The sequence below is a fragment of the Petrachloros mirabilis genome (genome assembly GCF_975968855.1).
The window spans coordinates 1-13,707 of record NZ_CDLUDY010000142.1 but is presented as its reverse complement, the minus strand read 5'-3'; the positions used below and the strand labels follow the sequence as shown (position 1 = coordinate 13,707).

The following is a 13,707-nucleotide window of genomic DNA, read 5'->3' as shown; positions in this document are numbered from 1 at the left end:
TCACACGCCTGACGTCGGTCGTCCCAAGGTCCTCTCGGGAAAAGAAAAGATTCAGGCCCTGAATCCCGACGTTGCCGTTTCGATGTACGAGGAACGGTTGACGGCCGGAAACGCGCTCAAGATTTTCGGTGAGTACGACGTCATAATCGACGGTGTCGACAACTTTACGGCAAAGTTCTTGATCAACGACGCCTGTTACTTTGCCGACAAGCCGCTGGTGCATGGCGGCATTCTCCGGTTCGACGGGCGAGTGACGACAATCGTTCCAAAAAAGTCGGCCTGTTACCGTTGTGTCTTCAAGACTCCGCCGCCTCCCGGACTGGTCGCCTCCTGCCAAGAGGCTGGAGTCATAGGAGTCCTTGCAGGTATTATCGGTACAATTCAGGCGACGGAAGCGCTGAAGATCGTCCTCGGCATCGGCCGTCCTTTGACCGACCGGCTTCTGGATTTCGACGCGCGCAAGACCCAGTTCCGGGAGATCAAGGTGAAGCGGAATCCCAATTGCGCCCTCTGCGGGGAACATCCGACGATCACCGAACTGTTCGACGACGGCGATCCCTTTGCCGGTTGTGCCGTGCGACCGTAATACCGTAATGTTGACGTGACGAAGGTGGTGTGATCATGGCCAAAATGAAAGCGCTAGTCTGCCGAGAGTGCGGAAAGGAATACCCGACGAAGGCTATTCATGTGTGCGAGATGTGCTTCGGCCCTCTAGAGGTCAAGTACAACTACGACGAGGTCAAGCGCTCGATTTCGCGGAAGAAGATCGAAGAAGGGCCAACCAGCATGTGGCGCTACGCGGATCTGCTGCCGGTCGAAGGAACTAATTACCTCGGCCCCCATGCCGGCTTCACACCCCTGGTTCGAGCCAAGAACCTCGGTGCGCATCTGGGGATCGACGAACTCTACATCAAGAACGACACGGTGAACCATCCGACCCTGTCGTTCAAAGATCGCGTCGTCGCCGTCGCGCTGACGCGCGCGCGTGAACTAGGATTTGAAACCGTCGCCTGCGCGTCCACCGGCAATTTAGCCAACTCCGTGGCAGCTCACGCCGCTGCCGCCGGTATGCGTTGTTATGTATTTATCCCCGGCGATTTGGAAGCAGCGAAGGTGCTCGGCAACTTGATCTATAAACCCAACGTCGTCGAGATCGAGGGAAATTACGACGACGTCAACCGCCTCTGTAGCGAGATCGCCGGTGAACATGGCTGGGCCTTCGTCAATATCAACGTCCGCCCCTATTATGCCGAAGGGTCCAAGACACTGGCATTTGAAACGGTGGAGCAACTCGGCTGGCGTACGCCGAATCAAGTCGTCATTCCCATGGCATCCGGCTCCTTACTGACGAAGATCTGGAAGGGGCTGCACGAAATGAAGTCCGTCGGCCTGATCGATGAAGTCAGGACCAAGATAAACGGGGCGCAGGCGGAAGGCTGTTCGCCTATCTCAACGGCCTTCAAAGCCGGTCGTGATTTCTTCAAGCCGGTGAAACCCAAAACCATTGCCAAGTCCTTGGCGATCGGCAACCCGGCCGATGGGTATTACGCCCTGAAAGCCACGGCGGAAAGCAAAGGAGCCATGGACATGGTTACCGATGACGAAGTCGTAGAAGGCATCAAGCTTCTCGCGCAGACCGAAGGCATCTTCGCGGAAACGGCCGGCGGTGTGACGATCGGCGTTTTGCAGAAACTGGTCAAGAACGGCACCATTAAGAAGGGTGACGTTACGGTGGCCTATATCACCGGCAATGGGCTGAAGACACAGGAAGCTGTGATTGATTCGGTCGGCCGGCCGGTTAGGATTCAGCCGAGCCTGGTGGCTTTTGAGAAAACTTTCAAAATGGGAAAGAACGGTGGTGGTGACGCATGATTAAAGTCCGCATTCCAACCCCGCTCCGTCCCCTCACAAAGGGACAGGGGGAAGTTGAAGCACATGCCGACACGATCAGCGGCATGATCGACACGCTGAATCAGGCGCATCCAGGCATCAAGGATCGCCTTTGCGACGAATCCGGTGAGCTTCGCCGCTTCGTCAACATCTACGTGAATGAAGAAGACATTCGATTTTTGAAGGGTAAAGAGACCTCGCTGAAAGACGGCGATGAAGTCTCCATCGTGCCCGCGATCGCGGGAGGCTAGCCATGGCTCACTTGCGTTTTCATATCCGTTTTCCCGAAGACAAGATCAAAGAACCGATCATTTATCAGATCGGCAGGGAGTATAAGGTTGTGACCAACGTCCGCCGAGCGGACGTACGGGAAACGACAGGCTGGATGGACCTTGAATTGAGCGGCGATACCGCCGAGATCGAACGGGCCGTCAACGGCCTCAGGCAGAAAGGCGTCATCGTCGATCCGATCGAACTGAACGTCGTTGAATAATTATGGAACTGACCGAACAACAGATCCAACGATATAGCCGACACATCATCCTGCAAGATGTCGGAGGAAAGGGGCAGCTCAAGCTGAGCAAAGCCAAGGTGCTGCTTATCGGAGCCGGAGGTCTTGGATCCCCTGCCGCGCTTTATCTGGCAGCAGCCGGTATCGGGACAATCGGGCTGGTGGACGGCGACGTGGTTGACCTCTCGAACCTCCAGAGGCAGATTCTTCACTCGACATCTACGCTCGGACGTCCCAAGGTGGAATCGGGGAAACAAACCCTCACGGCCATCAACCCGGAGATCACCGTCAATACCTATCATCAATTGGTCGACACCGAGAACATTCTGCCGTTGATCAAAGAATACGATATCGTCCTCGACGGCTCGGACAATTTCACCACGCGGTTCTTGGTCAACGACGCGTGTTTCTTTGCGAAGAAAACGCTCATTTCAGCAAGCATGTTTCGTTTTGAAGGCCAGTTGACGACGATTAAGCCCCATGCAGGATTCCCCTGCTACCGCTGTCTCTATCCGGAACCCCCTCCGGCAGGATTAGTCCCTAACTGTCAGGAAGCCGGAGTACTCGGTGTCCTGGCCGGTACTATGGGAATTTTACAGGCGTCCGAGGCCATCAAAGAAGTACTCGGCATCGGGGAAACCATCGCCGACAAACTGGTGATCTACGATGCTTTAGAGATGAAGTTCCGGAAGGTCGGGCGCCCCAAGGATCCAGCCTGCCGCCTTTGTGGACCGAATCCAACCATCAAGGATCTGAACAGCGACTACACCGTCAGCTGCAGCATTTGATCGTGTCGGATCTCACTATTTCCCAACACATCCGCGACGAGCTCGTCGCCCATGCGAGAGAACTTGATCCCTACGAATGCTGCGGGTTCCTCGCAGGGACCGGGAAGGAAGTCCGTAAGGTCTACCGCATTAAGAATATCGTGAGCCTCGAAGGAGCGACACAGGCGGCCTCGTTCGACGAAGCCAAACTCCACCATCTCTCGCGCCTCTCACCGGAAGAGCGAGCGGAGATCGCGTTTATCATGGATGCCCAGGAAATGTTTCAGGCTGTTAAAGACATGCGGAAGAACGGCCTGGTCCTCCAGGTAGTCTATCATTCCCATCCTCATGATCCGGCCCGCCCATCCGTCACCGACATTAAAATAGCCAACGATTGGGAGGAGAACTGGAGTCGCCTCAACCTGTCCCTGCCTATCTATCTGCTGATTTCCTTGATGGAAAAATCACGGCCTGATATCCGAGGCTATTGGATAAAGAGCGGAGCCGTGTCCCCCGCAGCAATCACCGAAGCATAATCCATACCTAACCAGCCCTGAAAATTTCCAGTTTCCATCTCTGAGATCGGATGTGATAATGTGAGCGCTATCATCGACCTTTTTGGAAGGAGTGATCGTTATGCCGCACATGCGTACGATTCTTCTGGCCCTGGTCTTTTCCCTCTTCTACGTCGGGGCAAGTTTCTCGGAAGAGAAGAGCTACTATAGTCCGGTCATCTACATCGATAAAGAGCAAAACCGTATCCTGATCTCCAAGCTTGGCGCGGTCTTCTACATAGAAGTTCCTGAAGTTGCACGACCTCACATGGACAAGCTTCCGATTTCCGGCTTGGTGGATTTTGTCGTTGAATGGCGAGGCGACAATCAAATGCCCCTGCTCAAAACATGGAAGGTCAAATCAGGCGAATCGGAGTGCATGCACTTCGATGGGAAGAAGTGTACGTAGCCACGAACACCACACGCAAAATAGAGCCGTCCCCTACTCCGAACTACCCAACATGTCGTCTACTAGCGGCCGATTAAGATCCATGCAGCCCGGACAGATCGTATCGAACATCGCCTCATAGTCCTGAACGAAGTTCTTCTGGTCGACCAGGTTCTCGGCAATCACTTGGTCATAGCAGCTATCGCAGAGCATCATCAGCCCGCGCATGACCGAAACCGTTTTTCTTCCTGAGCTGCCTCCCATATTTCTTACCCGCTGCCCCTAACTTCTCTCCTTTTGCCCTTTCACACCGATCCTTTTTGCATCGCCATGAAAAAATCCTCAGCCTCCAGGTCGATTCCGCATTGAGGGCATTCGTGGGGCTGATCCACCGGTGGAATTTGCAATTCAGTTCGCTCCACACGGCCTTGACAGACATGGTAAAACCGCCCCCTGGCATGTTCGTTGTCGAGCGGATCGTTTTCGTAGATCAACACCATATTCACTCCCTGATGAACAGCACCGTAATCGCTCACACTCGGGTCCGGACTATCTCTCCTAGGTTTGGAATTGGGCCTCGTACAGTCCCGTATAGACGCCTCCGAGGGCCATTAACGTCTCATGAGATCCCTCCTCCACGACCCGTCCCCCGTCCACGACAAGAATGCGCTCGACATCCTGTAAGGTCGACAACCGATGGGCGATGATGAATGTGGTGCGGTCCTTGGTCAATTCGTTCATGGCTTCACGGATTTTTACTTCCGTTTCCGTATCAATGTTCGAAGTCGCCTCGTCAAAGATAACGATCGGCGGATCTTTTAACAAGACCCTGGCGATCGAGACACGTTGTTTTTGCCCTACAGAAAGTTTGACTCCCCGTTCTCCGACCCATGTCTCGTACCCCTCGGGAAGACTCATGATGAACTCGTGAGCCCGGGCCAGTTTTGCCGCCTCTTGGACGCGATCCGATCCTGCCTGCAAGTCGCCGTACATGATATTTTCACGTACCGTCCCGTTGAACAGGAAAGGCTCCTGTTGCACATATCCGATTTGCCGGCGCAGGTACGAAAGAGGGAGATCCCGCACGTCCGTCCCATCAAGCAGAATCGCACCGGATGTAGCGTCATAGAAACGCATCACGAGTTTCAACATCGTGCTCTTGCCGGCCCCGCTCGGTCCCACCAATGCGACCCGTTCCCCGGCTGCGACGTGCAGGCAGACACGCTTGAGAACGGGTACATCTCGCCGGTACCAAAATTCGACATCTTCAAACCGTACGTCGCCATGAAGATTCTTGCCGGGCTGACACAGTCCCGGTTTGTCGACCACGTCAGGCACGGCGTCCAGGACTTCGAACACCCGCTCACTCGCCGCCAATGCATGCTGCAACATATGATTGACGGAATGAATTTGATTGATCGGCACATAAAACAGGGCCAGATACGACAGGAAAAGCACAAGCTCCCCGAGCGTCAAACGGCCTTTGAAAACCTCCCCCGCTCCATACCAGACGATGAGGACAGTACCCAAACTGCCGATCAGAATCATACCGGGCGAATACAACGACCAAAGATACATAGCTTTCAAATTGCTGTCGCTGTAAGCCTTGCTGAGCCTGCCGAACCGGTCCTGTTCGTACGCCTGCCGGTTGAATCCCATAGTTTCCCGAATCCCGGACAAGGCATCCTGTAAATACCCGCTGAGCTCTGCAGATCCTTTGCGAATTTCGTGATAGTACCCATGTACGGTTCTCGTGAACCAGCCAGCCGACCACATCAAGATCGGAATAGGAAGAAGCGACAGCGCTGCGAGTCGCCAATTCAACGAGAACAACATCACCGTAATCCCGATCAGCGTCAGTACAGCCGTGAGCACACCCTCAAGTCCATCTATAAAGATCCGCTCGACATGTTCCGTATCGTTGTTGACGCGTGACATGATTTCGCCGGTCGAACGTTGCTCGAAATATGAAACCGACAGGCGCTGGAGCGAGGCAAAAACGTCGCTGCGCAGTTCGTGTACGACAGTCTGTTCCAGGCGGTTGTTCAATCGAATCCGAAGAGAAGCGAAGGCATTCTTCAACACATAAGCGGTGACGAGTCCTCCGAGCGCCCACGGCAACATCCACGCCTGCTTGGCCTGAATGACATCATCGATCACGATTTTAATGACCCAGGGAGGCGCCAGCTCCATCGCAGTCGCCCCCGTGGCACAAACTAACGTCGCAAGCGCAAGGTTACGGTGAGGTCGAAGATAAGAAAGAACTCGCAGGAGGGTTTTCACAACGTCTGTCCGGTGGGTAAGCTAAATCACTGGGGTCGGTTCTTTTCTCCAATACCTATCGAACTCCGTCAACTGCGTCAGGGTCGACAGATCGGTCATACGATCCAGAAACACCTTGCCAATAAGATGATCCAATTCATGCTGGATACAGACGGCGTACAGACCGTCAGCTTCGATATCGACTGGCTTGGCGTCCCGATCGAGGGCATGAACCCGCACCACCGAAGGCCTCGTCACCTTGCCCCTGAGCCCGTCAACGCTCAGACAACCTTCCCAATTCTCAACTTGCTGAGGCCCGTAGTAGACGATCTTCGGATTGATCAGCGTGGTTGTGGGGAACCCTCCCTCCCCTTCACAACCCATGACAACTAATTGGATCGAACGGGACACCTGTGGTGCCGCCAGGCCGATTCCTGGCTCCTCCAACATTGTTTCGAACATGTCGTCGATCAATCGTTGAAAATCTTTTGTCTTGATCTCCCGCGAATCGACGGATGACGCAATTTTTCGGAGAATCGGATTGCCTAACTTTGCTATCGGAAGAACAGCCATATTTCTAGGTACCTTCGGCGCTTAGATCGACACTTACCCGCCACACCTCAACGTTTATGAATGATACCGCGTCACTTAAACCACCGTCACGGCCGACTTAAGACCGGCGTTTCGGCTCAGGAATAACGAATGTTTCCTTTTCGAAATTCCACCACTCCTTCCACTCTGCCATCCACTGCTCACGATCTTCCTTCGTTGACGTTTCCCAATCGCGAAATTCCGTCTCCCGCAATGTAAGGATCCACAAGGATTGGACAGCGGAAATCGCCACGAACCGCTCGGCGTCGCCGATCATATCAATCAGGATCGGAATCACTGCCTTGTCTCGGACATACCTCGACTCGAACGCGGCAGCCTTCCTGATCGTAGAATTTTGGTCCTTCGCCATAACTTTAATAGCTTCGGGAGCCTTTGAGGGATCGATCCGGATCGCCACCCGGAGCGCATGCTCACGGACACGCGGAATCTCGTTCGGTTCTTTTGCTACGCCAATAAGCGATGGAACAGCTGAGACCGCTTTGAGCATGGAAATCGTTTCAATAGCGTTGTACCGGATACGGGGCCCGGGCATGGACAGGGCTTTGACCAGCACAGGAACAACCGGTTCACCGAGATGGACGAACTCACCCATCGCCCAGAACTCCTGCTTCCCCTCGAGCAAGGGAATCAAGGCTTCGGCCCGCTGCAACTCCTCCGGAGAAAGCGCATTGGTATTCTGAGGGACGGACAGTGCCGGTGTTTCATTCCCCTTTGGCGGCATCTCATACGGAATCTGGACCGGAACAATCAGATACGGTCGAGCCGAATCTGCAAGGGCCGGAAGAACCGATCCCGCAAGGGCCATACACACTACGATACCCGCTGCTATGGTTCTGGTTGTACTGTTCACCACTATACCCCTCTTTGGTTAATCGTTCCGGGCACGACGATGTACCATCTCATATAACACAGGCAAAACCACTAGAATCAAGACCGCCGCGGTCAGCATCCCTCCAACGACGACCCGGGCCAGGGGTTGCTGCGCTTGCGAACCGATGCCGGTCGCCAACGCCGCGGGCAATAGTCCGATAGCCGCTCCAAGCGTAGCCATGAGAATCGGCCGCATTTGCACGTCTGCGGCCTTAATCACAGACTCTCGAATCGAGAGTCCCGTTTGACGGAAATCTTCGATGCGAGAAATCAGCAAGACACCCCCCAGGATGGCCACCCCCAAGGTCGAAATCACCCCGACAGCCGCGGAAATGCTGAAATTGGTGTGCGTTGCCACCAAGGCGATAATCCCGCCGATCAAGGCAAATGGAACAGTCGATAAAACGAGCATCGCATTCTTCAGTGAATTGAATGTCGTGTAGAGAAGAAATACGACCAGGAGTAGGCTGAGCGGCACAACCTTCGCCAGTCGTTTCTGCTCGTCTTTCAGCTGATCGTACTGCCCCGCCCATTCCATCCGATATCGATCCGGCAGACTGACTTTATTTCTCAGAACGGCTTGAGCCTCCTCCACTGTGCTCTCAAGATCGCGATCACGGACGCTGAATTTGATCGGGATATACCGTTCATTGTTCTCCCGGTAAATGATAAAAGCCCCGGTTTGCTTGCTAATCGTTGCGACTTGCTTCAGCGGAATCCTGGCACCGTCCGGGGTGTTCACGAGAATATTGCTGATGGCCTCCACATCCTGCCGGAATTCTGGCAGGAACCGGATTACAAGGTCGAATAATCGTTCCCCTTCATAGACCTTGGTCACGGCTTGACCGCCGATGGCAGCCTGCACGACAGCGTTCACATCCGATACCTGCAGCCCGTATCTGGCGCTGGCTTCCCGATCAATTTGAATCAAGAGGTTGGGTTGGCCGACGAGACGAAACACGCCCAGATCCTTCACGCCGCGGATCTGGCTCATTTCCCTTTCAATCTCGACCGCTTTCTCCTCCATCGTTTTCAAGTCGGTTCCAAACAGCTTGATCGAGTTCTCCCCCTTGACTCCGGACATCGCTTCCTCGACGTTGTCTTGAATAACCTGAGAGAAATTGAAAATTACGCCGGGGATGTTCTGCAGACGTCCTTCTATTTCTTCAATCAATTGATCCTTGGTCAGACCTTTGCGCCATTCGTTCTGCGGTTTGAGTGTCGCGAGAAATTCTCCGTTGAAGAAACTCGTCGGATCAGTGCCGTCGTCCGGGCGACCCAATTGGGAAACGACGGTACTCACCTCCGAGGACTCGCGGAACATGCCGCGAATGTCGGTCGCCAACTTTGCCGCCTGATCGAACGAGATGTCCACCGGCATCGTCGCCCGCACCCACAGATTGCCTTCCTCCAAGGCCGGCATGAATTCGCCGCCCATGAACTGTAACGCCATGAGTGCGATGATCAGGAGACCTCCGGCAAACAGGACAACGACCCGCCGGTGATTGAGCGCCCAACCTAAGATGGCGTGGTAAGCCTTTCTCATGGGTCTTACGACGATCGTATCCTCCTCCTTGATCGGCCCCCTTAATAAAAACGAGCAGAGCACGGGCGCCAGGGTGAAGGCCATCAAAAGTGCACCCAAGAGTGCGAAACCGTATGTGATTGACATCGGAGCGAAGATCTTCCCGGGAACACCGGTCATCGTGAACAAAGGAATAAACGCGACAACGATAATTGCCGTCGAATAGAAGACGGGCTGTCCGACTTGACGTGCGGCTCGGACAATGTGTTGATGCACCGTCAAACCCGGCGTCTTCGCGTGGGCGAGATGAAAGAAGATGCTCTCGACCATGATGAGCGTCGCATCGACGATGATCCCGAAATCGATGGATCCAAGCGAAATAAGGTTGGCCGACTGACCGATGATCACCATCATCGTGAAGGTGAACAGCAGCGAGAGCGGAATCGTCAAGGCAACGATTCCGGCAGCACGAAGATTCCCCAGGAACACATACAGCAACACAAAGACAAGGACCATTCCGCTGATCAAAATGTCCGTAACGGTCTCGACCGTCGTATGAATCAGCGCCGTCCGATCGTAAAAGGTCTTGATTTTCACACCCGGAGGCAGTTTCCATTCATTTAGCTCATCGAGTTTTTCACGTACCATATCGAGGACCGGCAGAGCCTTGTAGCCTCGTTGTAGCAGAATCACTCCCTCGACCACATCGTCCCGATCGTCGATCCCGACTTTCCCAAGCCGGACACGATTACCCTCCTTCACCTGCCCCAATGTCTTGACGAAGATGGGTGTGCCGTCTTTTTGATCCACCATGACATTTTCAATGTCTTCGATCCCATTGATCAGTCCCAAGCCGCGCACGTTGTAGTTCTGCGCTCCCAATGTCAGATAGTTGCCTCCGACATTGGCGTTACTGTTCTGGAGCGCCGTCATTACTTGAGACAAACTGACCCCGTAGCTGATCAATTTTCCCGGATCGATATCGACGTGATATTCTTTGGTCGTTCCTCCAAAGGCTGTCACGTCAATGACTCCGGGAACACGGCGAAACGCCCGCCTGACCTGCCAATCCTGGATTGTCTTGAGTTCGGTTAGGCTGACACCTGGTTCCCCGGTCAGCTCGTATCGATAGATCTCCGCGATCGCCCACCAGGGAGAGAGTTCTGTCTTGACGTTCTGGGGCAGATCAACCGTCGCCAGACGATTGAGGACCTCTTGCCGATCCCTGAAGATGTCGGTTCCGAAATCGAAATACACTTTGATATCGCTCAGGCCAAAGATCGACAGGGAGCGTATGTCGGTCAAGCCCGGCATCCCGTTGAGAGCCACCTCGATGGGGATCGTAATCTGCCGTTCCATTTCCTCGGCCGACCACCCAGGATTCTGCGTGATGAGTTCGACCATGGGAGGAGAGGGGTCAGGATAGGCAACGATATCGAGAAGGTGAAAGGCATAGAGTCCTCCGAATAACAACAAGAACCCCAGCGCGCACAGGAGGACCCGCTGGACAAGGGAGATCTCAACGATGCGAGCAATCATCGATTCGCTTTACTCGGAATCACGGCAAGGAGGGAGCCACACCTGATCAGCCGCCTTTGATTTCTTGGCCCTTAATCAAGACGGCGCCTTTAGTGACGATCCGTTGGCCCGGAGTCAGCCCTTCGAGGATCCGCATCTGCCCGGGGGTGAAATTCGCCGCTTTCACTTCCCGTTTCACATACCGGTTCGGCTCTTCAACCACGTACACGTACTGTTTTCCATCCACCTCTACCACTGCCTCCTTGGGCACGGCGAGAATCTGTGCGGCTTCGCCGATTTGAAGACGCAATCGGGCAAACATTTCCGGTTTGAGTTTATGATCCTGGTTGTTGACCCAGGCCCGTAACTTGATCGTGCGGCTCACCGGATCAACGACGTCGCCGATTGCTGCAACCGTTGCGTGAAAGTCTACGCCGGGATAAGCCTCCACGTTCACCTTCGCAAATTGTCCTTCCTTAACCAGGGCGAGATCCCGCTCATAGACATCAGCCACAACCTGCAGCATGTCGAGGTCTGCCACGGTGAACAACACCTGTCCAGAATCCCCTCCGACCGATTGCCCCGGTGTGACAGCACGCTCGACCACCACGCCGGCCAGAGGGCTTTTCATCTCGAATCGTGAAGTAATTTTTTGTTTATCGAGAGGCTTGTTCAATTCTTCGGCGGGAATACGAAGCGAGAGCAGACGTTCTTTAGCCCGCCGGAACTCCGCACGGGCCTTGACCAATTCGTTCTCAGCCTGTTTCAAATCTTTCAGAGGCAAGGCCTTGTTCTCATAGAGATCCTTGGCGAGTTCGTGCGAACGCGTCGCATATTGCAGATCAGAATCTTCCTTCACATATTCGGAATAGGCATGGGCAATGTCCGGACTATCGACGACAAGAAGGACATCGCCGCTCTTGACCCGGTCACCAAGGTGGGCTCTAACCTCGACAACACGGCCTTGTAAAGGCGAAGAGATTTTCGAGTATCGATCCTCGCCATAGGCAACCTTGCCAGCCAGGGTGAGGTCTGGTTTCGTGCCGGTATAATCGACGATGCCGGTTTCGACTAATGCCCCGGCTGCTAGAACAGCAGGTTTTTGGGCCTCAGGCAACGTGGCCGCATCAGATGTCGAAATCTGGTCGCCACGATCACAGGCGGTTCCGCTTACCAACAGGAAAAGCATCCCGAAAGGAAGCCAGCCTTTACTCATGACACGATCTCCTGTCCGACCGCAGACTCCAACTGTAATAAATTGCGTTGGTAGTTGAACAACGCCTCGATGTAATTTTGCTGGATCGCACGTGACGTTCTCGCAGCATCGAGCAAGTCGAGAATCGTTGCTCCGCCTTTCTCATAAGCCCGCTCGACGATCGTAAAGGTGGCGCGGGCATCGTCCAAGACACCGCCCACATAAGCCTCTACCAGCCGCCGGCTCTGCATCAAATTCCGATACGCAACTTCCACTTCATTTTCAACTAGATTGAGGGTTTTGTTCAAGTCCGCCTCAGCCGTCTGCACTGCCACCTCTGCCTGTCGGATGCCGCCTTGATTCCGATTGAACAGCGGAAGTGGAATACCGGCATTCACCGCGACTTGCCCAGGATTATCAGGGCCTTGTGGTCCCTGAACGGCATAGCCACCTCCGATTGTAACATCCGGAATCCGATAGGCCTTTGCCAATTTTAATTCGGCCTCCCGTTGAGAATACAGCGCCCGCTTCGCCCGCACATCGGGACGCATATCCAATGCCGCCGTTCGCAATTTCCCAATCTCCGGATCAATGCGGCGATAATCCAAGTCGGTCAACAATTCGAGGTCCGTTTTCGGTGAAATTCGCAAAAGCTGGCGCAATTCACCTCGTGCTGTTTCGGCATCTTGAACCGCTTCGATCACCTGGGATTGAAAATCCACCATCTGCAGCCGGATACGGATGAGGTCAATCTCCGCGATATACCCCTTTCGTAACCGGATCGTATTGATTTCCAGTATACGGGCAAACCGGGCTCTATTCTCTTCAGCCAACGTCAACCGCCGTTGAGCTAATTGGACACGATAGTAACTGTCTTTGACCGTGAAACCGAGTTGACGCACCGCATCTTCGAAGGCCGCTTCGGCCGATTGCGTGCCGAACCCCGCGCTTTCTATTCGATAGCCACGTTTGCCCGCAAGCTCGAAGAGTTGCTGTGCCTGAAAAAACAATTGTCCGCTATTTGAAAACGTCCGCCCATGCGTGTATGAGCTGAGAGTTCCCACCGAGAAGACCGGGTTGGGAAACAGGCGCGCCGTCACCTCCTGCCCCTTGCTGAACTCCACCCCGTACTTCGCGATCAGCACGTCCAGATTCTGTTTGATGAACAGTGCCAGCGCATCCTGAAGGCTCAGCCTGAGCGGTTTTTGAACGGAGCTTCGCTCTTCCTGGACCGGGGTTGATGCGGCCGGTGGTGCTGAAAATGCCGGAATTATCGGAAAAGGAAACAGTGCAAGACAGAAGACGAGTATCAGACAAGCCGATCGTCGTACTTGAGCCAGAACCACGTACGGTTCCTCACCGGAGGCTTACTGCAGGAAGAGGCGCTGACAGGAGTCACCTCGTAGCCCTCTCAGAATCGTCGTATTATACAGGGTCCCGGAACGCTTGGAAAGAATCTCTGCAAGTGTACGGCACCTGCCTGGCCGTAGCTGGCCGGCCTGTAAAGAGGTCCGTAGGCACAGCACCACCCAGCTAACCTGTCCGATTGAATTGGGTGGGGAAACGGGATACCGATGGCCCTCCCAGCGAATAGGAGGCCCCTAGAGCTTACAAC

Annotated in this window: 15 protein-coding genes; 7 read left to right on the top strand and 8 right to left on the bottom strand. The window is 54.3% G+C overall.

Features of this window, described 5'->3' with window-relative positions; translation table 11 throughout:
- From ACWVCN_RS05765 to ACWVCN_RS05735, 7 genes are all read left to right on the top strand, one after another.
- Window positions 1-586: ThiF family adenylyltransferase (locus tag ACWVCN_RS05765; protein WP_455244584.1), on the top strand; the 586-nt coding region annotated here is incomplete at its 5' end.
- A 35-nt stretch (window positions 587-621) separates the two neighbouring features.
- Window positions 622-1,872: a threonine synthase gene (gene thrC / locus ACWVCN_RS05760; RefSeq protein ID WP_455244583.1), complete on the top strand. Its 1,251-nt coding sequence runs from the start codon at window positions 622-624 to the stop codon at window positions 1,870-1,872.
- Window positions 1,869-2,141 (top strand): MoaD/ThiS family protein, encoded by a 273-nt coding sequence (locus tag ACWVCN_RS05755; protein WP_455244582.1) that lies wholly within the window; start codon window positions 1,869-1,871, stop codon window positions 2,139-2,141. The genes thrC and ACWVCN_RS05755 overlap by 4 nt, the downstream gene beginning before the upstream one ends.
- Window positions 2,142-2,143: 2 nt before the next feature.
- Complete coding sequence (locus ACWVCN_RS05750) at window positions 2,144-2,383, top strand: NIL domain-containing protein (RefSeq protein WP_455244581.1); 240 nt, start codon at window positions 2,144-2,146, stop codon at window positions 2,381-2,383.
- Window positions 2,384-2,385: 2 nt separating this feature from the next.
- A complete protein-coding gene (gene moeB, locus ACWVCN_RS05745) occupies window positions 2,386-3,189 on the top strand; it encodes a molybdopterin-synthase adenylyltransferase MoeB (protein ID WP_455244580.1) in 804 nt (267 codons plus the stop codon).
- Window positions 3,190-3,191: 2 nt separating this feature from the next.
- Complete coding sequence (locus tag ACWVCN_RS05740; protein WP_455244579.1) at window positions 3,192-3,704, top strand: Mov34/MPN/PAD-1 family protein; 513 nt, start codon at window positions 3,192-3,194, stop codon at window positions 3,702-3,704.
- Between the two features lie 100 nt (window positions 3,705-3,804).
- A complete protein-coding gene (locus ACWVCN_RS05735; RefSeq protein WP_455244578.1) occupies window positions 3,805-4,131 on the top strand; it encodes a hypothetical protein in 327 nt (108 codons plus the stop codon).
- A 33-nt stretch (window positions 4,132-4,164) separates the two neighbouring features.
- On the opposite strand, the gene ACWVCN_RS05730 is transcribed toward ACWVCN_RS05735, so the two are convergent.
- The 8 genes from ACWVCN_RS05730 to ACWVCN_RS05695 all read right to left on the bottom strand — a co-directional run bounded on the left by ACWVCN_RS05730 (window position 4,165) and on the right by ACWVCN_RS05695 (window position 13,438).
- A complete protein-coding gene (locus tag ACWVCN_RS05730) occupies window positions 4,165-4,374 on the bottom strand; it encodes a hypothetical protein (RefSeq protein WP_455244577.1) in 210 nt (69 codons plus the stop codon).
- Window positions 4,375-4,415: 41 nt separating this feature from the next.
- Complete coding sequence (locus tag ACWVCN_RS05725) at window positions 4,416-4,610, bottom strand: hypothetical protein (RefSeq protein WP_455244576.1); 195 nt, start codon at window positions 4,608-4,610, stop codon at window positions 4,416-4,418.
- A gap of 58 nt (window positions 4,611-4,668) precedes the next feature.
- Window positions 4,669-6,393, bottom strand: a complete 1,725-nt coding sequence (locus ACWVCN_RS05720) for an ABC transporter ATP-binding protein (RefSeq protein WP_455244575.1) — start codon at window positions 6,391-6,393, stop codon at window positions 4,669-4,671.
- A gap of 21 nt (window positions 6,394-6,414) precedes the next feature.
- Window positions 6,415-6,945, bottom strand: coding sequence for a peptide deformylase (def, locus tag ACWVCN_RS05715; protein ID WP_455244574.1), 531 nt, complete (start codon window positions 6,943-6,945; stop codon window positions 6,415-6,417).
- A 97-nt stretch (window positions 6,946-7,042) separates the two neighbouring features.
- The gene (locus ACWVCN_RS05710; protein ID WP_455244573.1) at window positions 7,043-7,834 is read right to left on the bottom strand and encodes a HEAT repeat domain-containing protein; all 792 of its coding nucleotides are present in this window, start codon (window positions 7,832-7,834) and stop codon (window positions 7,043-7,045) included.
- Between the two features lie 18 nt (window positions 7,835-7,852).
- The gene (locus tag ACWVCN_RS05705) at window positions 7,853-10,918 is read right to left on the bottom strand and encodes an efflux RND transporter permease subunit (RefSeq protein ID WP_455244572.1); all 3,066 of its coding nucleotides are present in this window, start codon (window positions 10,916-10,918) and stop codon (window positions 7,853-7,855) included.
- Window positions 10,919-10,964: 46 nt separating this feature from the next.
- Window positions 10,965-12,113: an efflux RND transporter periplasmic adaptor subunit gene (locus ACWVCN_RS05700; protein WP_455244571.1), complete on the bottom strand. Its 1,149-nt coding sequence runs from the start codon at window positions 12,111-12,113 to the stop codon at window positions 10,965-10,967.
- The gene (locus ACWVCN_RS05695; RefSeq protein WP_455244570.1) at window positions 12,110-13,438 is read right to left on the bottom strand and encodes a TolC family protein; all 1,329 of its coding nucleotides are present in this window, start codon (window positions 13,436-13,438) and stop codon (window positions 12,110-12,112) included. Before ACWVCN_RS05695 ends, ACWVCN_RS05700 begins: the two co-directional genes overlap by 4 nt.
- Window positions 13,439-13,707: the final 269 nt, after the last annotated feature.